The organism is Ruegeria sp. MALMAid1280, assembly GCF_049195285.1.
In the GTDB taxonomy this organism is placed as follows: Bacteria; Pseudomonadota; Alphaproteobacteria; order Rhodobacterales; family Rhodobacteraceae; genus Ruegeria.
Genome location: NZ_JBMIRT010000059.1, coordinates 719,972 through 740,151, shown reverse-complemented (window position 1 = coordinate 740,151; position 20,180 = coordinate 719,972). Strand labels below are relative to the sequence as shown.

The window sequence follows — 20,180 nt, the reverse complement described above, 5'->3', positions numbered from 1 at the left end:
ATACGGCGGCATGGTGGCGGCATGACGGACATACCTATTCTATTGCTGGCCGCCGGGCAATCCAGCCGCATGGGCGGCAAGGATAAGCTGCTGCAGGTCGTGGACGGCGTGCCATTGCTGCGGCGCGCAGCAATGATTGCTCTGCGCGCAGCCCCTGTAATCGTTGCGTTGCCCCCGGCCCCGCACGCGCGGCATGACGTGTTGGACGGGTTGGACCTGCAACGGATCGATGTCCGGGATGCGTACGAAGGCATGAATGCCAGCCTGCGCGGAGCCCTTGCGCATGTACCAGCCGTGGCACACGCTGCGATGGTCTTGCTGGCGGATTTGCCCGACATCACCTCCGAGGACCTGGCGGCTGTGCTTGGTTCGGTTCAATCCCACCCGGACAAGTTGATCTGGCGTGGCGCGACCGCTGACGGCAAACCGGGCCACCCGGTTGCGTTTGATCGCAGATTGTTTGACCATATCCACCAACTGTCGGGCGACGAAGGCGCACAGTCCGTGGTCCGCGCCAATGCTGGCAAAGTGCATCTGCACATCTTACCCGGTCAAAACGCCCTGCTGGATCTGGATACGCCTCAGGATTGGGCGGAGTGGCACGCAAAACGCGGCTCCTGAAAGTAACGCGGCCCGGTCGATATCGACCGGGCCGGTACCCAAAACAGGACTACCACTTTTCATCAATCCCGGAAACGCGGCCAACAATGCCTAATGACATCCTGGCTATTCCGCCGCCGAACCTAAACAAGACCCCCTCGTTAACATGCCGCTCAGCGTTTCCAGTGACTGTGACAAGCCTGAGGCACCCCCTAGTGCCATCGGCTCCCCCTCGCTTGGGCCCTTTCATCGTCACCGATCCGATGCGATCAAACAACGTAAAATTGGAAAGAACGGTTAATTTTGCGTCTCTCAGAATGGTTTTTACGCAACATTTCTTTGGCGATAATCAACCTAAAGAAGAGTCACGCATTTGACTAACGCCACGTCATTTAGCAATAAGCGCAAACCTAATAAGATATCTGATGAAATTGCCAACAATTGTTTCCGTTACCTTCAGCCAAGTTTGAACATGACCACAACTCAGAGAAGATCACTGAAAATCGAGAAATTTTGCCGGCTGCTTTGTTAACAAATTTGATTCAATTCAACTCTTTTTGCAACTTGGCACCCGAACCGGCAACAATCCACCGATTCGCCCGCGGTGATTCGCACGAATCCTCCGATTTCAGCCATCGGCATGGCGGCATAAAACCGTCCGTTTGTGGCAAAATTAAGATTTCTTAACATTTCGCTCAGGAAACACTCAGACTGAACGCGCATCTCCTGTTTCAACGCGCGGCCACAACCGCGTGACAAAAACAGGAGACCAAAATGAGCATCCGCAAATCCTCACTTCTTTTGCCCGGGACAGCCAGTTGGATTGGCGCTGGCGCGCTGAGCGCCGCCATGCTGACAACCACCGCCCTGCCCTCGATGGCCGACGAAGCACTGGCCGATCTGGTGGAAAACGTTTCGCCTTCGGTCGTCACCATTATCGCGGAACAAGGCGCAGCGCCCGTTCCGGCGCAGGGTCAGGACTTCGACTTTGACCAGCATCCGTTTGGGGAATTCTTTAAACGCTTCGGCACGCCAGATGGGTTCAACGCCCCTCAGCGCGGGCCGGCACAGGGGCTGGGCTCTGGGTTTGTTCTGGATGAGGCCGGATACATCGTCACCAATCATCATGTCGTCGACAATGCCGAGTCTGTCACGGTGCGCATGTCCGACGACCGTAGCTATGACGCCGAAATCATCGGCACCGACCCTCTGACCGATATCGCGGTTCTGAAGATCGAAGCGGACGAGGCGCTGCAAGCCGTCAACCTGGGCGACAGCGACGTGATCCGCGTGGGCGAAGACGTCGTGGCCATCGGCAACCCGTTCGGGCTGCATTCCACCGTGACCACCGGGATCGTCTCGGCCAAAGGCCGCAATATCTCGGCTGGGCCCTACGCTGAATTCATTCAGACCGATGCAGCTATCAACAAGGGTAACTCGGGTGGTCCGCTGTTCAACATGGCAGGCGAAGTGGTTGGCGTGAACTCGGCCATCTATTCGCCCACCGGCGGCTCTGTGGGTCTGGGCTTTGCTGTGACATCGAACATCGTGGAACATATTGCCGCTGATCTGCGCGATGACGGTCAGGTCAGCCGCGGCTGGTTGGGTGTATCGATCCAGAATGTCAGCCCCGAGATCGCCGCGGCCATGGGTACCGATGCCTCGCACGGCGCACTTGTTGCGGACGTCGTTGATGGCAGCCCTGCGGATGGTGTTCTGAAACAGGGTGACATCATCCTGACCTTCAACGATGAGACCGTCGACTCCAGCAGCGACCTGCCGATCCTTGTTGGTACAACCAAGGTGGGCACGGACAGCGTTCTGACCGTTCTGCGCGATGGCACGGAACAGCAGATCGAACTGACTATCGGCCAGCATCAAAGCGCCTCGGCCGAGATCGACAAGTCCATGGACGCAACCGTCTCGGGCACCGCATTGGGCGTGACCGTTGCCCCGCTGACCGACAGCAATCGCGCCGACATGGGGGTTGGCGAAAATGTCGACGGCGTGATCGTCACTGACCTGAAGCCCGACAGCCCGGCGGCCAAGGCCGGACTGCAGCGCGGTGATGTGATCGTGAAGCTGGGCGGTCAGGAAACTGCGACTCCGGACGCGTTGAAAGCCGCGCTGGACAGCGAAAAGACCGATCCCGCGCTTGTGCTGATCAATCGCGGCGGAAACCAGATCTTCGTGGCGGTTGAAATCGCCTGATCTGACACCAGCGCGCGCCACGTGATGGGGAATCTGGCGGGCGCCTCCCTGGCGGGTTTGAATTGTCCGCAAACCCCTGGGGCTGCCGGGTGCGTATCTCCGCACCCGGCAGATTATTTAGCAAAACCATGTGTTTTGCCCGAAAACTATGTTTAAATCCTGGTAGAAAGGAACTCAGATCATGAGCCGTCGCCTGCTGATCGTCGAAGATGACGAAGACACCCGGGACTTCATCGCCAAGGGATTTGGCGAGGAAGGGTATGTTGTCGAAGCAGCCGAAGACGGCCGCGAGGGCCTGTACCACGCCACCGACGGCGGGTTTGACGCCGTGGTCCTGGACCGGATGCTGCCGGGGCTGGACGGGCTGTCCTTGATCAAGTCGATGCGCGCGGCGGGTGTGAAAACGCCGGTTCTGATGCTGACCGCGATGAGCGCCGTGGACGAGCGCGTCAAGGGCCTGCGCGCCGGAGCGGATGACTATCTGGTCAAACCGTTTTCGTTCCAGGAACTGCACGCCCGGATCGAGGCCCTTCTGCGTCGCCCGCAAGAGGCCGAGGAAAGCCCGACCCTGGCCTGCCGTGACCTTGAGATGGACCTGCTGACCCGCAAGGTCACCCGCAACGGGCGTGAGATCACCCTAACCCCGCGCGAGTTCCAGATCCTTGAGTTCTTCCTGCGCCGCAAGAACCGCGTGGTGTCGCGCACCATGCTGCTGGAAGGGGTTTGGGATTATCATTTCGACCCGAATACCAATGTGGTCGATGTCCATATTTCCAAGCTGCGGCGGCAACTGGACGAAGGTGGTGAACCGCCGATGATCGAAACCGTCCGGGGCGCGGGCTACATGATCTCTGATGGATAACCTACGACTTTCCTTCAACAATTCGCGAACACGCCTTGTATTGGCCAGCATGGTTCTCAGCACCTTGCTGACGGCTACCGTGTTGGCTTTGGTCTATGTCACCGCCAACCGCAGCATCGAGGGCGAGACCCGCTCGGTCGTGTCGGCGGAACTGACCGGGCTGGCGGACGAATATGAACGACGTGGCCTGATCGGGCTGCTGACCGCGATTGAACGGCGCCTCCCGACCGCCTCGGAACGGGACGCACTATATCTGCTGACGGACCGGTTCGGCGCCAAACTGGCGGGCAACCTCAAACAATGGCCCGAAGGGATCACCGCAGGCAGCGGCTGGGTCAATCTTGAACTGCGCCGCGCCGACAATGACCAACTTGTGCCCATCTCGGCCGCCTCGATCCGCCTGCCCGGCGGTGAACGTCTGCTGGTTGGGCGCGACGCGCTGGCGCGGCAGCAGTTCGACCGGGTGCTGCTGCGGTCGGTCGGCATCGCGCTGGCGATTGCACTGGCGCTGAGCGTGCTGACTGGCTGGCTATTCACCCGTCTGGTCTTTTCCCGCCTGTCCGACATCGCCAGCACCGCCGAAAACATTGTCTCGGGCGACCTGTCCCGCCGAATGCCCCTGCGCGGGACCGACGATGAGTTCGATCAGGTGGCCGGCACGCTCAACACCATGCTGGACCGGATCGAGGAACTGGTCAGCAATCTGCGGACCACATCGAATTCCATTGCGCATGACCTGCGCTCTCCCCTGTCGCGGCTGAAACAGCGGGTCGAGGCTTTGTCTGACCCGGACAAGACAGATCAGGAGCGTGAGATCGACGTTGCACGGGCCAGCACCGAAATCGACCACGTGCTGCGCGTGTTGGGGCAGTTGACCGAAATCTCACGCGCCGAGGCCGGTGTGGGTCGGGAACAGTTCGAACCGGTGGACCTGCAGCAACTGGTGGCGGATGTGGCCGAGCTCTACGAGCCCGTCGCCGACGATCAGGGTATCCGACTTGAGGTCACCGGCAGCGCGGGCTCTATTCCCGGGCACCGGCCGCTGCTATCTCAGGCGCTGTCGAACCTGCTGGAAAACGCGATGCGCTATGCCCCGCAGGATACGACGGTCACGATCAACCTGTCCGAAGACGGCCCCTTTACCAGCCTCAGCGTCCGTGACCGAGGACCGGGCGTCCCGCAAGAAGACCTGCCGCGTCTGCACATGCCGTTTGTCACGCTCGACCCGGCCCGGACCGAGCGCAATGCCGGGCTGGGGTTGGCCCTGGTTGCCGCAATATCCCGAATGCACGGCGGCACGTTTGAGGCGCATAATTGCGATCCGGGGCTTGAGGTGGAGATCAAATTGGCACGCAAGCCTTAAACCGGCTTACCTTTGGTCGCCATCATCTTGTTTTTATAGCGTTTATCTGCTGTCACATCCGCACCGAACCACTCGGGAGGAGTATAGGCTTCGGCCTCGGCTTCAGTCTGAAACTCGATCTCGACCAGACGCAGCGGTGCCAGATCGCCCTGAAACACGTCCAGTTCGAACACCCGGCCATCCGGCAACTGCCCGGTAAAGCGTTCCTTTTCCACCCGTCGCCCGTCCGTTTCGGGCCAGAAGGTGTCAAATTGTTCAGCCGAGATTTCAGCCTCACGCTCGACCCTCACCAAAGCGCCGCCCCCCTTCAGGGTCAGGTAATACGTATCGTTTTTCTGACGCAGGCGCAGTTCGGTGGAGTCGTCAGGCGCCGTCAAATAACCCTGACGCACAACGGCCTTTTCCGTACCGCTCAGGTCCGGCAGGTCCGCGACCAGAAACTTGCGTTCAATCTCGGTGCTCATTTGGTTGAAATCACTCCGTTTTCCAGTTCATCGAACAGCGCCTGATAGGCGACACTTGCGGCACTGCGTCCGGCAAAGATGCTGACCGGAGCGCGGTTCTGGCCCATGCGCTCGATATCTGCAGCAAAGGGGATCTCGGACTGCAGGAACCGTTTCTTGTACGCTTTGCGCATCTTCTCCATCGTTTCCAGATGCAGGGTTTTGCGCCGCTGCACCATCGAAAAGAATGCCTTGAGCTTTTTCTTGGGTAACTTGTGATCGTCGAAGAAACGCACCAACTGTTCAAGCGTCCGTTCCGACAGAGTGGTCGGAATGACTGGCACTAGGATCTGATCGGCGGCTTTGAAGATGTTCTCGGACAGGGTCGAGAAATTCGGCGGGCAGTCCAGAATGATCACGTCATAGTCACTGCCTGCGGTGGCCAAGGCCTTTTTCAACCGCGACCGCTTGTTCCGCATTCGTGAGAGGAATACGTCGAAATCGCGAAAGGTCAGGTTAGCGGGCAGCACGTCCAGCCTGTCAAAATCACTGGCCCGGATCGACTTGGTGAACCGCGCAACGTCTTCGAAGAACCGCGCATCCGTCAGTTTTTTCGACGGCTTCACCCTGAAATAGAACCCCGACGCCCCCTGCGGATCGAGATCGCACAGCAGCACAGTGCATCCCGCTTGCGCATAGGCATGGGCCAGGTTTACCGAGGTCGCGGTTTTTCCCACCCCACCCTTGTTGCTGTAGCAGGCGATTATCTTCACTCCTCAATCCTCCTTGTGGTGAAACAGGGTTCGGAACAGGTTCTGGATGTCCGGGTTGTCGAAATGTTGAAAACTGGCAATGACGCGGTTGCGTTCGGCCTCCTGGCGCTGGTCGAGAACGGCGATCAGCCCACCGACGGACATGGCGAGCGGTGCATTCGCCCTACCTTGCGCATCGCTTTGGGTTGCCACAAAGTCCAGCAACGCCTCTTGTTGGACCGAGTAATCGTTGAACAAGCCCAGACTATCTTGAAGCTTTTTCAATGGCTTGATGAGCGTTTTGAAGACTCCCTTGTCGAACAGGGGGCCAAAGAACTCCATCAGATAGCGCAGCTTCTTGCAGTCGATCCGCAGGTCATGCACGACCTCATCCGGCGTTTCCGAGGTGATGCCACGCGCCAGCTTGCAGACTTTGCGGTACCGCTTCCAAATCAGCGCGCAGGCATAGCTGTAGGCGCCGCGATCCGCATTAGGACCGAATTCCAAACCTTTCGCATCAGCAAACAGAGCTTCCAATTCATCCATCTTCTTGCCGTAAGCCGCGCTGCGAAAACGCCGGGTCAACGCGGCCAGCGCGCGGGTGCGTTCCGTGGCGAATTGGGCGAACATGGTCTCGGCACCCTGATGAAGATTACGCGGTATCAAATTGAAATAAATATCTTTTTCCAGAAGATAAACATCCAAGTCCCGCACCCGCCCGGTGGGCGCCATCAGATCCGAAAACTCGCGCTTTAGCACTTTGGTTTGTTCCGGGGAAAACACGCCTTTGAACAGGCTCAGCACTGATCGGACCCTGCGCAGCGAGACGCGGTAGTCGTGCAGGAACTCGGTATCGGCATCAGCGATCACGCCTGCCTCATTCTGGCGCGCGACGGCCAGATAAGTGCGGATGATATCAGCCGCTACTTCGATCGAGGGTTCCTGCTTGCCCAGAATGACCTGAGGCTTGGCGTCATAGGGCGTGGCACCGGGAAACAGGTTGGAAAACACTGCCTCAAATCCAGAAGCCGCCATGCCGCTTAGCGCCGCGCAAACGGCGTGATAAGCGCGATCATAGCCACGCATCGGCTGCAGGGTCAGAAGGGTCGCCTGCCCCTCATCGGTGGACAACGTCACGACACTGCCCCGAACCTGCGTCTTTTGCAGATCATCCAGCACCGCAAAACTGCCGGGTTCGATCAGGCCCGAGCCGACGCTCATCAATGCGCGCAGTTTGGGAAACCCCTTCACCGCCGCTTTCACAGGACCGTCCGGCAGATCCTGAACAAATTTCCCTTTACCGGTGCAGGCCTGAGCCAAAGCTTCGCCATCGCCCTGAAGCAGCTGCAACCCACCATTGACCTCGATCAGCAGCCGTTCTTCTGCCCGCAGAGACTGATCATAACAGTCCAAAAGGTCGAAAGGCCGCGCCGCGGTCAGCGTCGCGAACTCGGGCGTCAGTCCGTTGAGCGCGCCAGAAAGTTCAACCCGATCCAACCTGCCCGGAATGATGAAAAACCCGCTTGCCTGCCCCATCACGAACGCCCCTTTTTCGGCGCTTCAAGGCAGCCCGTCATCAGCGGTTTAAGGATATTCCGGACGCTGGTCCCGTTTACGATTGCCCGGATATGGAGGGCCTTCAACGTCTTACCGCCCAACCTTTCCAAGGTGTTCTTTTTGCGCGTGTCGGGCTTTCCCCCGGTTTCCTTGTTTTTGGACATAGGCAAACCTCATGACAGGCATGACGTCATGAAATCGCAGGGCAACCCATCTGGCAAGCACGATATTGCACGACCCCCGGATCAGGTCGACATCACTGCAGCCCAGGGCTAGAAGGTGAGCATGTCCGATCCCGTCTCCTCGATCCGCAACCTGGGCCCCGCTTTCGAACAGGCCTGCGCCCGCGCCGGAATCCACTCGGCGCAGCAATTGCGTGACTTGGGCCCGGACGAGGCCTATGCCCGCGTGGTGCGGGCCGGGACCCGGCCGCATTTCATCGGCTACTATGTGCTGGTGATGGGATTGCAGGGACGTCCGTGGAACGACTGCAAGGGCGATGAGAAAAAGGCCCTGCGTCAGCGGTTTGACGCGATCAAGGCCAGTGTCAGCGCCGCGCCTGAAACTCAGATGATCTCAGATCTGGACGCGGTCGGCGTGCGGGTGTCGGCGGACGACCTCAAGTCGGTATGAAATAGGCCGCACCCGTTTCCGGGAGCGGCCCTAAAATCCGATCAGGTGGCGGATTAGCCGACCAGTTCGATGCCCGAGAAGAAGTAGGCGATCTCAACCGCTGCGGTTTCCGGAGCGTCCGAACCGTGGACCGAGTTTTCACCAACCGATTCAGCGAACTCGGCGCGGATGGTGCCGGGGGCTGCGTCTGCGGGGTTGGTTGCGCCCATCACTTCGCGGTTCTTTGCAATGGCGCCTTCGCCTTCCAGAACCTGAACTACGACCGGGGCCGACGACATGAATTCGCACAGTTCGTCATAGAACGGACGCTCGGCGTGCACTTCGTAGAACTTGCCTGCCTGCGCTTTGGTCATGTGGATGCGCTTTTGCGCAACGATGCGCAGGCCTGCTTCTTCGAACTTGGCATTGATCTTGCCAGTCAGGTTGCGGCGGGTTGCATCGGGTTTGATGATCGAGAATGTGCGTTCCAGTGCCATGTCGGCCTCTCCTTAACATAAGGCGCGGTGTCGCGCCGAAATCCATCGCGCGCCGCGTAGCATGGTCTGTCTCATATGAAAAGCACTATGATGCGCGGCGGCTCAGATCGTTTCCGGCAATGGGTCCTGCTGGTCAACCCAGCGCACATACAGCACCGCCAGCAGCCCGGCGAAACTGCATGCCCACATCATCCCCAACACCAAATAAGGGCCGTTTTCAGGGCTGACCCAAAGCCCGGTGAGCGAGGTCAGAACCGCCCCCAGCGCCACGACCATCGCGCCGGACAGCCCCGCGGCACTGCCCGCCAGTTTGGGACGGACGGACATCAACCCTGCGGTTGCATTGGCATTGGTCAAGCCGTTGCCAAAGCCGACAAAGATCGCCGACCCGAAAAACACCCAGACCGACCCCAGATCAGCAAGGAACAAGAGCAAACCACCCAACGGCCCCGTCGATGCAACGATGCGCCCGATCAGAATAATGGTGGTCAACGGCGTGCGCGCCGCGATTCGCCCAGTGATGAAGTTGCCAACCATGAAGCCGCCCGTGATGATGCCGATCCCAAGCCCCAGCATCGCAGGACTCAGATCGAACCACGCTGCGGCCACCAAGGGCGCTCCGGTAATGAAGCTGAAGAAACCTCCGATCGAAAAGGCCGCGCACAGGGCATAACCCCAAAACCGCCGCGCGCAGAGCAGGTGCGGGTATTCCCTCAATTGTGCCGCGAAAGTTGAAGACCGGTTGGTGTTGGTTTCTCCCATATCGGCCCAGAGCAACAGCAACAGCCCTGCCCCCAAAACGGAGTACAGAAAAAACCCGGCGCGCCAGCCGAACAGGCTGTCTAGCGCACCGCCCAGCATCGGTCCCAACATCGGGGCGAGCGCCATCGCCATCGCCACGTAACCCAGCTTGCTGGCGGCCTCGTTTGATGAATACATGTCTCGGATGGCGGCGCTGGACAGAACCGGTCCGGCCACCACAGCGGCCTGCAGCAGGCGAAAGCCCAGGAAAACCCAGATCGACTCGGCCAGGACGCAGCCGACCGACGCGGCGACGAACACCGCCATACAGATCAGCAGAACAGGTCTGCGGCCAAACCGGTCGGACAGCGGCCCCATGGTCAGTTGCAGTACGGCAGAAACGGCCAGATATCCGGCCACGGACAGGTTCACCAGCGCATAGTCGACCTGAAAATCCCCCGCCATCCGCGCCAGCGACGGCAGGAACATGTTCAGCGTCAGCACGGACAAAGCCGTGGCGAACACCAGTGTGACCAGAGATGGCGGTGATTGAGCCGCGCGCATGAAGAAATCCGGTTAGAAATACAAATCACGGCAGAGTTATCACAAGGTGCGCACCATGCCCATGCCAACCACTTGGCGCAAAGCCTGCAGGTGTGGACCTCTCGAACAAGGTTGAACGCGCAATGCACCAAAGGGACAGCGCGATAGAATGACGCGGTAGAATAATACACATTTAATTACCTGACTTTTTCTGTCAGTCTTTTTGCTGTGCGGACAGAACGTGTTAACAAAAAAGGCCACTCTGATGACACCGAAAATTGCGGCTATCGCCTGCATCCTTGCCTCAACCGCCGTAGCCGATCCGGCGCCCGTTCCGATGAACTACGAACTATTCGAAACAGCGATTGCTCACACCGATCTGGAAACCTGCCCGTCGAACATGTCTCAGTCGGGTGTGTTTTGCCGTGCCACCTTGCACCATGACGAAGTTCACGTCTTTGTATTCAGCGAAGAAGGTGATCAGGATTTGGTCGGTTTTGCCTCGTACCCCTTTGAAGACGTGGCCGCTGAACTAAACTGACTGACCATCGGCGATTCACCCCATTGACAAGCGTCAGGCCGTGCCGCAGTGCTCGGCCTATGCTACGGATCGAAGACATCACCTATGCGGTCGAGGGCCGCCCCCTGTTTGACGGTGCCCGCGCCACCATTCCCGACGGCCACAAGGTTGGCCTCGTGGGGCGGAACGGCACCGGCAAGACCACTCTGTTCCGCCTGATCCGGGGTGAGCTGGCGCTGGAATCGGGCAATATCGTACTGCCGAAACGCGCACGGATCGGGGGTGTTGCGCAAGAGGTGCCCTCCTCCGACGTGTCGCTGATCAATACGGTTCTGGCCGCCGATACCGAGCGCAGTTCGCTGATGGCCGAGGCCGACAGCGCCGAGGACCCCGCCCGCATCGCCGAGATCCAGACACGTCTGGCCGATATCGACGCCTGGTCGGCCGAGGCCCGCGCGGCCTCGATCCTCAAAGGGCTTGGGTTTGATGATCACGACCAGCTGCGCCCCTGCTCGGATTTTTCGGGCGGCTGGCGGATGCGCGTCGCGTTAGCGGCGGTGCTGTTTTCGCAGCCCGATCTGTTGTTGCTGGACGAACCGACCAACTACCTGGACCTGGAAGGCGCGCTTTGGCTGGAAAGCTATCTGGCTAGGTACCCGCATACGGTCATCATCATCAGCCACGACCGCGGGCTGCTGAACCGAGCGGTAGGCTCGATCCTGCATCTGGAAGACCGCAAGCTGACTTATTACGCGGTGCCCTACGACAAGTTCGCCGAACGCCGCGCCGAACGACTGGCGCAGGCGGAATCGGAAAATGCCAAGGCCAAGGCCCGCATCGCGCACCTGCAGAGCTTTGTGGACCGGTTCCGCTATAAGGCATCCAAAGCGGTGCAAGCGCAATCGCGCCTGAAGATGATCGAACGCATTCAACTGGTCTCGACCCCGCAAGAGGCCGCTCTGCGCGCGTTTTCCTTCCCCGAACCCGAAGAACTGTCGCCGCCGATCATACAGATCGAAGGCGGCGTGACGGGCTATGGTGAAACCGAGGTACTGCGCCGCCTGAACCTGCGCATTGATCAGGACGACCGCATCGCTCTGCTGGGCAAGAACGGCCAGGGCAAGTCGACCCTGTCCAAGCTGCTGTCCAACCGCCTGCCCCTGATGGCGGGCAAGATGACCCGCAGCAACAAGCTGCGCATCGGCTATTTCGCGCAGCATCAGGTGGATGAGCTGCATGTGGACGAGACGCCCCTGGACCACCTGCGCCGCCTGCGCCCGGACGAGGCGCCGGGCAAGTGGCGCTCGCGTCTGGCCGGGTTCGGGCTGAACGCGGATCAGGCGGAAACGCTGGTCGGGCGGCTGTCCGGTGGCCAGAAAGCACGCCTGTCGCTGCTGATCGCCACCATCGACGCACCGCATATGCTGATCCTCGATGAGCCGACCAACCATCTTGACATCGAAAGCCGCGAGGCGCTGGTCGAGGCGCTGACCGCCTATTCCGGCGCAGTGGTTCTGGTCAGCCACGACATGCACCTGCTGTCATTGGTCGCGGACCGGCTGTGGCTGGTTTCGGACGGCACGGTTAAACCGTTTGACGGCGATCTCGAGGCCTACCGCGCCATGTTGCTCGCCCGTGACAAACCGGTCAAAGAGAAACCGCAGGCGCCCAAACCCAAACGCCCCTCGCGCGAGGCGATGCTGGCCCTGCGCGCCGACCTGCGCAAATGCGAGGACCGGATCGAAAAGCTGACGGATATGCACGACAAGCTCTCGGCCAAACTGGCGGATCCGGCGCTTTACGAGGACGACAAGATCAGCGATCTGGAAACCTGGAACCGCAAATTCACCGAGGTCGTCGAGGCCATGCAAAAGGCCGAGGCCCTGTGGGTCGCCGCCGCCGAACGTCTTGAAAACGCAGAGAACGCAGCATGATGGATCTAGCCTTTTTCATTACCGCCTTCACCACCTTGTTCGTGGTGATCGACCCGTTCGGCACCGCCCCGATCTTTGTGGCGCTGACGCAGGACATGGATTCCCGTGCGCGCCGCAAGGTGGCATTGCGCACCTGCGCCGTGGCTTCGGGAATCCTGATCGCCTTTGCGGCCTTTGGCGAGGCCGTGCTGGGCTTTGTCGGTATCTCGATGGAGGCATTCAAAGTCGCCGGCGGAGCGCTGCTGTTTCTGACCGCGCTCGACATGCTGTTCGAACGCCGCACCAAACGCCGCGAAGACCGGGTCGAAGAGGAAGAAGAACACCCGGACCCGTCTGTGTTCCCTCTGGCTATTCCGCTGGTGGCCGGGCCGGGTTCGATTGCAACGATCATCCTGCTGGCCGGTCAACATCCGGGCATTCTTGGCATTGCCGAGGCCATTGTTGTGATGTTGGCGGTGATGGCCGTGGTTCTGATCTTCTTCCTGTCCGGTGGTCTGATTGCGCGCATTCTGGGCAAGACCGGCTTGAACGTGCTGACACGGCTGCTGGGAATGCTTCTGGCCGCACTTTCGGTTCAGTTCATTTTGGATGGCCTCAAAGCCTTTGGCTTTGCTTCGTAAATCCCCATATACCTTAAAGTGAATTCGGTAAGGGTAATGGTATGGACGGCGACAACATTGGACGGGTGGTTTATCTGGTCGTGCTTGGCACGGCTGTTGTTGCATGGTTTATCTCGCAAAACCGCCAATCCCTGAACAAAACCCTGCAACAGGCCATGGCCTGGGTGTTCATCTTCATTGGTGCCATCGCGGCTGTCGGCCTGTGGGGAGACATCCGCTCGACCATGGGTCCTGTCCCGCAGATGACCGTCACTGGCGAGACCATCGAAGTTCCCCGCGCCTATGACGGCCACTACTACCTGTCCGTTCTGGTGAACGGAGAGCCGATCACCTTCCTCGTCGATACCGGTGCCAGCCAGATTGTGTTCAGCGAACAGGATGCCCGGCGTATTGGGGTCGACCCCGACCAGTTGAATTACCTCGGCCGTGCGTCGACCGCGAACGGAGAGGTCCGCACCGCACCTATCCGGCTGGACACTCTTGAGCTGGGTCCGATCACCGACCGCGGCGTTGCAGCCTGGGTCAACGAAGGCGATTTGCGTCAGTCTCTGTTGGGCATGGATTACCTGCACCGGTTCTCGAGTATCCAGTTCACAGATGGCCGCCTGATCCTGTCTCGATAAAGGGTCCGCAACGGTATTCCCGTATTGAGAACAAAATGAGAACACGCTAGACTGGGCGCATGTCTACAAACCTTCTTGGCCGCAAACCCGCGCGTGAGGTGCCCGGGCTGGCCCTGCATCCGCAGATCACCCTGCAACTGGGTCGTGTGCACGAGGCCTGCGGCCCCGCCCGACGCAGCTTTTCCATGTGGCTGGCCGGTCAGGCACAAGGGCCGGTGCTGTGGATTTCGCCCGCGTGGGAGCCCGGCCAGTTGAACCCCGACGGGATGATGCCCTTTGCCGATCCGGCCCGGTTCCTGTTCGTCCGCCCCACCCGCGCCGAGGATCTGCTGTGGTGCATGGAAGAGGCGCTGCGCAGTGGAGCCATACCGCTGGTGATCGGCGACCTGCCCGGCGCGCCCGGCCTGACACCGGTGCGGCGGATGCATTTGGCCGCAGAACACGGCGGCGCGCTGGGGCGGGCTCCGCTGGGCTTGTTGCTGACGCCCGGCGATGGCGGCGCGCAAGGGGTTGAGACCCGCTGGCACATGGCCGCGACCCATCAGGCAGAGGTCCGCCGCTGGACCCTGACCCGCCGCCGCGCCCGCGCCCTGCCCCCGGTCAGTTGGCAGGCAACCCAGACCAAACCGCGCGCCGGGCTGAACCTGACCCGGATCGAAACGCAAGATGTATTGGTGTGACACCTCACGCCGATCACAAAACATGTGACTGGCCAAAGCCCGGCCCCGGCCCTAGCGTTTCCGAATGAGCCACCCGATCCATGACAGCCGCTATTCCTGGCTTCGCCTTCTGATCACGCTCGCCATCGCCACGGTGGCGAATGTAGGCATGTGGGCGGTGATCGTGGTAATGCCCGCCGTCGAGGCACAGTTCGGGGCCGGACGGGCCGAGGCGTCCCTGCCCTATGTGCTGGCGATGATCGGCTTTGCGCTGGGGAACATGTGGCTGGGGCAGGTGGTCGACCGGCTGGGCGTAACCAAAGCGCTGATCGCCGCCGCCATGCTGAGCGCAGTCAGCTACCTGCTGGCAACATGGGCGCCGAACATTCTGCTGCTGTCGGTGGCGCATCTGTTGCTGGGGCTGGGAACGTCCATCGGGTTCGGGCCGCTGATCGCTGATATCTCACATTGGTTCATGCGGCGGCGCGGGATTGCCGTCGCACTTGTGGCCAGCGGGAATTACCTGTCCGGCGCGATCTGGCCCACCCTCCTGTCCGGCATTCTGGCCCGCGACGGCTGGCAGCAGGTCTATCTGACGCTGGCGGTCATAACCTTGGCAGTCGTCATCCCTCTATCCCTTCTTCTGCGCCGCCAGGTCCCGGTCGAGGCCCACAGCACCGCCGCCGCCAACGCGCAGATCAACGCCCGCAGCGTCGGGATTTCACCGCGTGCCCTGCAATACATTTTGGGTCTGGCCGGGATCGGGTGCTGCGTGGCCATGTCGATGCCGCAAGTTCACATCGTCTCGTACTGCGTCGGTCTGGGATACGGTCCGGCAGTCGGGGCCGAGATGCTGTCACTAATGCTGTTGGGCGGCGTGGTCAGCCGCGTGATCTCGGGGCTGGTGGCCGACAAGTTGGGCGGGGTGATGACCCTGCTGATCGGCTCGGTCCTGCAATGTATCGCCCTATTCCTGTTCCTGCCATATGACGGGATGGTCTCGCTTTACGTCATCAGCCTGCTGTTCGGGCTGGCGCAGGGCGGCATCGTGCCAAGCTATGCGCTTGTGGTCCGCGAATACATGCCCCCGCAAGAGGCCGGCGCCCGCGTGGGTTTCGTCATGATGATGACCATCATGGGTATGGCCTTGGGCGGCTGGATGTCCGGCTGGATTTACGACGTGACCAGCAATTACCAACTGGCCTTCGTCAACGGCATTCTGTGGAACGGCTTGAACATTGCCATCCTCCTGATGCTGCTGAACCGTTCGCGCCCGCGCAGGCAGGAGGCCGCAGCATGACCCGCCTGACCCGGCGCACGCTTCTGGCCGGGTTTGCCGCCCTGCCCCTGACCCACCCGGCCCATGCCGACCTCAGCCCCTATGTTCTGGTGCCCAAGGGCACATCCGTTGACTTTACCTTCGACCTTTCAGGCCTTGCCCAATCCGGCACCATGCCGATCCAGTCCGCGGATATCCGGATCGATCTGAGCAATCTGACCAACAGTCGCGTCAGCGTCACCCTGAACGCCGCCGAAGCCCGCACCAGATTGCCGTTTGCCCGAAACGCGATGCTGAGCGCAGGTGTTCTGTATGTCGCGCGATTTCCAACCATTCATTTCGTATCGACCGGGGTGCAGTTGGGTGAAGGCGGGCGGATCTCGCGCGGGGCGAAAATCACCGGCGACCTGACCCTGCGCGACGTCACGAAACCGATCGCCCTGCAAGCCGATCTCTTCCGCCCCTCGGGCAGCGCCTCGGACAATCTGGACATGCTGTCCATCCGCCTGACCGGCGCGCTGAACCGTCACGATTTCGGCGCCTCGGGATATGCCGATCTGGTGCAGGATACCGTCGGGCTGGACATCCGAGCGGAAATCAAACGGGCCGGATAGCCAAAAAACGACGCCGCGGCGTCGATAAGGCGCGCGCATTACCGGCATATTGGGTAAAGCTAAGCCCATCATGCGCACGATCATTTCCTTTGCCGCCCTTTTTCTTTCCGTCATTCTGCTGCAGCTTTCCACCGGCGGCGTCGGACCGCTGGATGCCATTTCAGGCTTTACACTGGAATTCACGACCGAGCAGATCGGTCTGCTGGGATCATCGCATTTCCTTGGCTTTTTCATTGGCTGCTGGTGGGCCCCGCGGTTGATGGGGAATGTTGGTCACTCGCGGGCCTTTGCCGTCTGTACAGCCCTGGGGGCGATGGGGTTGATCGGGCACACGCTGACCGACAACCCCTATCTATGGGCCCTGTTGCGGATCGCGTCGGGCACTTGCGTTGCCGGCAGCTATACCGTGATCGAGGCCTGGCTGAACGCCAAAGTCACCAACGAAAACCGCGGACGGGCCATGGGGACATATCGGTTCGTCGATATGGGGGCATCGCTGGGGGCGCAGTTGATCATCGCCGTGCTGCCGCCCGCCTCGTACGTGTCCTACAACCTGTTGGCGATCCTGTGTTGCGCTTCGTTATTGCCGCTGACACTGACCCGTGCCAGCCAACCCAAAACCCCAAACGCGCCCAGGCTGCGCCCCCGGCTGGCATGGCAGTGTTCACCCCTGGCCGTGGCTGGAGTGATTGTCGCGGCGCTCAGTTCCGCGTCTTTCCGAATGGTCGGTCCGGTCTACGGGCAAGAGGTCGGTCTGGGCGTGGATCAGATCGCGTTCTTCCTGGCCTCATTTGTTCTGGGCGGTGCCTTGGCGCAATACCCGCTGGGATGGCTGGCGGACAAATATGACCGGCGCTGGGTGCTGATCTGGCTTTCTGCAGCCGCAGTGCTGAGCTGTGGTGTGACGATGGCCGCCAGCGGCGCGGGTACGTTGGGCGTGATGCTGGCTGCCGGGTTATTTGGACTGACGACTTTTCCGATCTTTTCCCTTTCGTCAGCGCACGCAAATGACTTTGCCACCACCGAACAGCGCGTCGAACTGTCGGCAGCACTGATGTTCTGGTACGCGCTAGGGGCAATTGCCTCGCCCTATGTGTCCTCTAACTTGATCCAGCAATTTGGTCCGGGCGCGCTGTTTGCCTTTGTGGCCATTGGTCATCTGGGGCTGATCGTATTCGGGGTGGCCCGAATGCGCTCGCGCCCAACGCCGGACGAGCGGACCAATTACGTCTATGCGCCGCGCACCTCGTTCACCATTGGGCGGCTGCTGAAACGATCGCGCGAGGAATAGAGCCCCGAATGCTATTCCGGCAATGGAGAGGACGGGATCATTTCATCGAGGAGTGCGCCCGCTTCATATCCCCAAAGGCCACCTTCCATACGCCCCGCATCCCCAAACGCCCAAACCCCTGCAAGACGTTGCATTCTTTCATAGCCGACGAAACCGGTCATCGCTTTGTTGCGTTGCGCATTTTCAGCAACTTAATCTAACCTGCCGCAACTTTCTGCGGCATCACGCTCCAGTTACAGTTCGGCGACATTGGCCCCGGTCACATTGGGCCTGCCGTGGTAAACGACATACATTTCGTCCCATACCTTTTCACTGACTGCTGCACGCACGCCAGCCACGGCCCTGTGTAACGCGGAAAGCTCGGCCCGCGCTGCACCGCCGTACTGGCGAAGCTACGCGCGGCATCAGGACCATAGGCAGAATGAAAATTGAGGACACCTGCATCAGGCGATGAATCAAGAATTGCTTCATTTTCCCCCTGAAAAACATGCACGCCCATCATACACGGTCAGGGATCATCACGCGAAGATCACGCCGGTCATACACTTATCCGTCGATTCGGGCGTTTACCGGCGAAACCGGGCTTTTGCTGGCCGGTGACATAAGGTAGACGGGCGCGCAGATAGATAGGTGGAAACGCAAAATGGCTCGGATTCTCATCACCTCGGCAATCCCTTACATCAACGGGATCAAGCACCTCGGCAACCTGATCGGCTCGCAATTGCCTGCCGACCTGTATGCCCGCTACCAGCGTGGCCGGGGGAACGAGGTCATGTTTCTGTGCGCCACGGACGAGCATGGCACGCCGGCCGAACTGGCCGCTGCCAAGGCTAACAAACCGGTGGCCGAGTATTGCGCCGATATGTATGCGGTGCAGGCCGATATCGCCAACCGCTTCGGCCTCAGCTTCGATCACTTTGGCCGGTCGTCCAGCGAGCAGAACAAGAAACTGACACAGCATTTCGCGGGCAAGCTGGATGACGCGGGCTTGATCCGTGAGGTCAGCGAAAAACAGGTTTATTCCAACGCCGATGGCCGTTTCCTGCCCGACCGTTATATCGAGGGCACCTGCCCCAACTGCGGCTATGACCGCGCGCGTGGCGACCAGTGCGAGAATTGCACCAAGCAGTTGGACCCGACCGATCTGATCGAACCCCGCAGCGCGATCAGCGGATCGACCGATCTGGAGGTGCGCGAGACCAAGCACCTGTATCTGCGCCAGTCCGCAATGAAGGATCAACTGGATGCCTGGATCGACTCCAAGACCGATTGGCCGATCCTGACCACATCCATCGCCAAGAAATGGCTGCACGACGGCGACGGCCTGCAGGATCGTGGCATCACCCGCGATCTGGATTGGGGTGTTCCGGTCAAGAAAGGCGATCAGGACTGGCCCGGCATGGAAGGCAAGGTCTTCTACGTCTGGTTCGACGCGCCCATCGAGTACATTGCCTGCGCCAAGGAATGGGCCGACGCGAACGGCAAGACCGACGCAGATTGGGAACGCTGGTGGCGCACCGACAAGGGCGCCGACGATGTGCGCTATGTCCAGTTCATGGGCAAGGATAACGTGCCTTTCCACACCTTGTCCTTCCCGGCCACCATTCTGGGCTCGGGCGAGCCGTGGAAGATGGTGGATCACCTGAAATCGTTCAACTATCTGAACTATGACGGTGGCCAGTTCTCGACCAGTCAGGGGCGCGGCGTGTTCATGGATCAGGCGCTGGAAATCCTGCCCGCCGACTTCTGGCGCTGGTGGCTGCTAAGCCATGCGCCCGAAAGCAGCGACAGCGAATTCACCTGGGAGAACTTCCAGCAATCGGTGAACAAGGACCTTGCTGACGTGTTGGGCAACTTTGTCAGCCGGATCACCAAGTTCTGCCGTTCGAAATTCGGTGAAACCGTGCCCGAAGGCGGCAGTTATGGTGAGCGTGAACAGACGCTGATCGAGGAACTCACCCGCCGCGTCCGCGCCTATGAAGGGCACATGGAGGCGATGGATGTTCGCAAATCCGCGCAGGAATTGCGGGCGATCTGGGTGGCTGGCAACGAATACCTGCAGGCCGCGGCCCCTTGGTCGACCTTCAAGACCGACCCGGAACAGGCTGCGGCGCAGGTGCGTCTGGGCCTGAACCTGATCCGTCTCTATGCCGTTCTCAGCGCCCCGTTCATCCCCGAAACTTCGGCCAAAATGCTGAGCGCGATGAACACGCTGGATACAAGCTGGCCCGAGGATGTCGCGGCCGCACTCAGCGCCCTGTCCGCCGGTCATGAATTCTCGGTGCCGGACGTTCTGTTCGCCAAAATCACTGACGAGCAGCGCGAAGATTGGCAGACCCGATTTGCCGGAACACGCGACTGATCGAACGCTCATAGTGGAACAAGGAAACGGGGCCCCGCGCGGCCCCCGTTTTCGTTGCAGCGGCCAAATCTTGGTGAAACGAACTTAAGAAAATCGG

19 protein-coding genes are annotated in these 20,180 nt (G+C 60.3%); 14 read left to right on the top strand and 5 right to left on the bottom strand.

Annotated features, from left to right (window positions below; genetic code table 11):
* Nucleotides 1-21 precede the first annotated feature (21 nt).
* From ACOQFT_RS20555 to ACOQFT_RS20540, 4 genes are all read left to right on the top strand, one after another.
* A complete protein-coding gene (locus tag ACOQFT_RS20555) occupies nucleotides 22-621 on the top strand; it encodes a nucleotidyltransferase family protein (RefSeq protein ID WP_421599705.1) in 600 nt (199 codons plus the stop codon).
* 753 nt (nucleotides 622-1,374) lie between these two features.
* Nucleotides 1,375-2,811 carry a Do family serine endopeptidase gene (locus tag ACOQFT_RS20550; RefSeq protein ID WP_421599704.1) on the top strand — a complete coding sequence of 479 codons (1,437 nt, stop codon included), beginning with the start codon at nucleotides 1,375-1,377 and terminating at the stop codon, nucleotides 2,809-2,811.
* A 181-nt stretch (nucleotides 2,812-2,992) separates the two neighbouring features.
* Nucleotides 2,993-3,673, top strand: a complete 681-nt coding sequence (locus ACOQFT_RS20545; protein ID WP_170442156.1) for a response regulator transcription factor — start codon at nucleotides 2,993-2,995, stop codon at nucleotides 3,671-3,673.
* Nucleotides 3,666-5,036 carry an ATP-binding protein gene (locus ACOQFT_RS20540; protein ID WP_421599703.1) on the top strand — a complete coding sequence of 457 codons (1,371 nt, stop codon included), beginning with the start codon at nucleotides 3,666-3,668 and terminating at the stop codon, nucleotides 5,034-5,036. The genes ACOQFT_RS20545 and ACOQFT_RS20540 overlap by 8 nt, the downstream gene beginning before the upstream one ends.
* On the opposite strand, the gene ACOQFT_RS20535 is transcribed toward ACOQFT_RS20540, so the two are convergent.
* The 3 genes from ACOQFT_RS20535 to ACOQFT_RS20525 are packed head-to-tail and all read right to left on the bottom strand — an operon-like array spanning nucleotide 5,033 to nucleotide 7,767.
* Nucleotides 5,033-5,500, bottom strand: coding sequence for a CYTH domain-containing protein (locus tag ACOQFT_RS20535; protein WP_421599702.1), 468 nt, complete (start codon nucleotides 5,498-5,500; stop codon nucleotides 5,033-5,035). The genes ACOQFT_RS20540 and ACOQFT_RS20535 overlap by 4 nt on opposite strands.
* Nucleotides 5,497-6,252, bottom strand: coding sequence for a ParA family protein (locus ACOQFT_RS20530; protein WP_421599701.1), 756 nt, complete (start codon nucleotides 6,250-6,252; stop codon nucleotides 5,497-5,499). The genes ACOQFT_RS20535 and ACOQFT_RS20530 overlap by 4 nt, the downstream gene beginning before the upstream one ends.
* Before the next feature lie 3 nt (nucleotides 6,253-6,255).
* The gene (locus ACOQFT_RS20525) at nucleotides 6,256-7,767 is read right to left on the bottom strand and encodes a CHAD domain-containing protein (RefSeq protein ID WP_421599700.1); all 1,512 of its coding nucleotides are present in this window, start codon (nucleotides 7,765-7,767) and stop codon (nucleotides 6,256-6,258) included.
* A 306-nt stretch (nucleotides 7,768-8,073) separates the two neighbouring features.
* Between ACOQFT_RS20525 and ACOQFT_RS20520 the strand changes: the two genes are divergently transcribed.
* The gene (locus tag ACOQFT_RS20520) at nucleotides 8,074-8,421 is read left to right on the top strand and encodes a TfoX/Sxy family protein (RefSeq protein WP_421599699.1); all 348 of its coding nucleotides are present in this window, start codon (nucleotides 8,074-8,076) and stop codon (nucleotides 8,419-8,421) included.
* Nucleotides 8,422-8,474: 53 nt separating this feature from the next.
* Here the strand turns inward: ACOQFT_RS20520 and ndk are convergent, their stop codons facing one another.
* Both ndk and ACOQFT_RS20510 read right to left on the bottom strand, forming a co-directional pair.
* The gene (gene ndk / locus ACOQFT_RS20515) at nucleotides 8,475-8,897 is read right to left on the bottom strand and encodes a nucleoside-diphosphate kinase (protein ID WP_170442135.1); all 423 of its coding nucleotides are present in this window, start codon (nucleotides 8,895-8,897) and stop codon (nucleotides 8,475-8,477) included.
* A 102-nt stretch (nucleotides 8,898-8,999) separates the two neighbouring features.
* Entirely contained in the window at nucleotides 9,000-10,202 is a 1,203-nt protein-coding gene (locus ACOQFT_RS20510) for a multidrug effflux MFS transporter (protein WP_421599698.1), read from the bottom strand.
* 244 nt (nucleotides 10,203-10,446) lie between these two features.
* On the opposite strand from ACOQFT_RS20510, the gene ACOQFT_RS20505 reads away from it, so the two are divergent.
* The 9 genes from ACOQFT_RS20505 (at nucleotide 10,447) to metG (ending at nucleotide 20,083) form a co-directional block, all read left to right on the top strand.
* The gene (locus tag ACOQFT_RS20505; protein ID WP_421599697.1) at nucleotides 10,447-10,722 is read left to right on the top strand and encodes a hypothetical protein; all 276 of its coding nucleotides are present in this window, start codon (nucleotides 10,447-10,449) and stop codon (nucleotides 10,720-10,722) included.
* Nucleotides 10,723-10,781: 59 nt separating this feature from the next.
* Nucleotides 10,782-12,635, top strand: coding sequence for an ABC-F family ATP-binding cassette domain-containing protein (locus tag ACOQFT_RS20500; RefSeq protein WP_421599696.1), 1,854 nt, complete (start codon nucleotides 10,782-10,784; stop codon nucleotides 12,633-12,635).
* Entirely contained in the window at nucleotides 12,632-13,255 is a 624-nt protein-coding gene (locus ACOQFT_RS20495) for a MarC family protein (protein ID WP_421599695.1), read from the top strand. Before ACOQFT_RS20500 ends, ACOQFT_RS20495 begins: the two co-directional genes overlap by 4 nt.
* Nucleotides 13,256-13,296: 41 nt before the next feature.
* Complete coding sequence (locus ACOQFT_RS20490; protein WP_421599694.1) at nucleotides 13,297-13,878, top strand: retropepsin-like aspartic protease family protein; 582 nt, start codon at nucleotides 13,297-13,299, stop codon at nucleotides 13,876-13,878.
* Between the two features lie 59 nt (nucleotides 13,879-13,937).
* A complete protein-coding gene (locus ACOQFT_RS20485; protein WP_421599693.1) occupies nucleotides 13,938-14,558 on the top strand; it encodes an ImuA family protein in 621 nt (206 codons plus the stop codon).
* Between the two features lie 64 nt (nucleotides 14,559-14,622).
* A complete protein-coding gene (locus tag ACOQFT_RS20480; protein WP_421599692.1) occupies nucleotides 14,623-15,837 on the top strand; it encodes a CynX/NimT family MFS transporter in 1,215 nt (404 codons plus the stop codon).
* Entirely contained in the window at nucleotides 15,834-16,430 is a 597-nt protein-coding gene (locus ACOQFT_RS20475) for a YceI family protein (RefSeq protein WP_421599691.1), read from the top strand. Before ACOQFT_RS20480 ends, ACOQFT_RS20475 begins: the two co-directional genes overlap by 4 nt.
* Before the next feature lie 70 nt (nucleotides 16,431-16,500).
* A complete protein-coding gene (locus ACOQFT_RS20470) occupies nucleotides 16,501-17,721 on the top strand; it encodes an MFS transporter (protein WP_421599690.1) in 1,221 nt (406 codons plus the stop codon).
* Nucleotides 17,722-18,364: 643 nt separating this feature from the next.
* Nucleotides 18,365-20,083: a methionine--tRNA ligase gene (gene metG, locus ACOQFT_RS20465; RefSeq protein WP_421599689.1), complete on the top strand. Its 1,719-nt coding sequence runs from the start codon at nucleotides 18,365-18,367 to the stop codon at nucleotides 20,081-20,083.
* Nucleotides 20,084-20,180: the final 97 nt, after the last annotated feature.

What these genes read in the sequence shown, in the direction of transcription:
- ACOQFT_RS20555 (WP_421599705.1), top strand. Translation starts at nt 22, where the DNA reads ATGACGGACATACCTATTCTATTGCTGGCCGCCGGGCAATCCAGCCGC.
- ACOQFT_RS20550 (WP_421599704.1), top strand. Translation starts at nt 1,375, where the DNA reads ATGAGCATCCGCAAATCCTCACTTCTTTTGCCCGGGACAGCCAGTTGG.
- ACOQFT_RS20545 (WP_170442156.1), top strand. Translation starts at nt 2,993, where the DNA reads ATGAGCCGTCGCCTGCTGATCGTCGAAGATGACGAAGACACCCGGGAC.
- ACOQFT_RS20540 (WP_421599703.1), top strand. Translation starts at nt 3,666, where the DNA reads ATGGATAACCTACGACTTTCCTTCAACAATTCGCGAACACGCCTTGTA.
- ACOQFT_RS20535 (WP_421599702.1), bottom strand. Translation starts at nt 5,500, where the DNA reads ATGAGCACCGAGATTGAACGCAAGTTTCTGGTCGCGGACCTGCCGGAC.
- ACOQFT_RS20525 (WP_421599700.1), bottom strand. Translation starts at nt 7,767, where the DNA reads ATGGGGCAGGCAAGCGGGTTTTTCATCATTCCGGGCAGGTTGGATCGG.
- ACOQFT_RS20520 (WP_421599699.1), top strand. Translation starts at nt 8,074, where the DNA reads ATGTCCGATCCCGTCTCCTCGATCCGCAACCTGGGCCCCGCTTTCGAA.
- ndk (WP_170442135.1), bottom strand. Translation starts at nt 8,897, where the DNA reads ATGGCACTGGAACGCACATTCTCGATCATCAAACCCGATGCAACCCGC.
- ACOQFT_RS20510 (WP_421599698.1), bottom strand. Translation starts at nt 10,202, where the DNA reads ATGCGCGCGGCTCAATCACCGCCATCTCTGGTCACACTGGTGTTCGCC.
- ACOQFT_RS20505 (WP_421599697.1), top strand. Translation starts at nt 10,447, where the DNA reads ATGACACCGAAAATTGCGGCTATCGCCTGCATCCTTGCCTCAACCGCC.
- ACOQFT_RS20500 (WP_421599696.1), top strand. Translation starts at nt 10,782, where the DNA reads ATGCTACGGATCGAAGACATCACCTATGCGGTCGAGGGCCGCCCCCTG.
- ACOQFT_RS20495 (WP_421599695.1), top strand. Translation starts at nt 12,632, where the DNA reads ATGATGGATCTAGCCTTTTTCATTACCGCCTTCACCACCTTGTTCGTG.
- ACOQFT_RS20490 (WP_421599694.1), top strand. Translation starts at nt 13,297, where the DNA reads ATGGACGGCGACAACATTGGACGGGTGGTTTATCTGGTCGTGCTTGGC.
- ACOQFT_RS20485 (WP_421599693.1), top strand. Translation starts at nt 13,938, where the DNA reads ATGTCTACAAACCTTCTTGGCCGCAAACCCGCGCGTGAGGTGCCCGGG.
- ACOQFT_RS20480 (WP_421599692.1), top strand. Translation starts at nt 14,623, where the DNA reads ATGAGCCACCCGATCCATGACAGCCGCTATTCCTGGCTTCGCCTTCTG.
- ACOQFT_RS20475 (WP_421599691.1), top strand. Translation starts at nt 15,834, where the DNA reads ATGACCCGCCTGACCCGGCGCACGCTTCTGGCCGGGTTTGCCGCCCTG.
- ACOQFT_RS20470 (WP_421599690.1), top strand. Translation starts at nt 16,501, where the DNA reads ATGCGCACGATCATTTCCTTTGCCGCCCTTTTTCTTTCCGTCATTCTG.
- metG (WP_421599689.1), top strand. Translation starts at nt 18,365, where the DNA reads ATGGCTCGGATTCTCATCACCTCGGCAATCCCTTACATCAACGGGATC.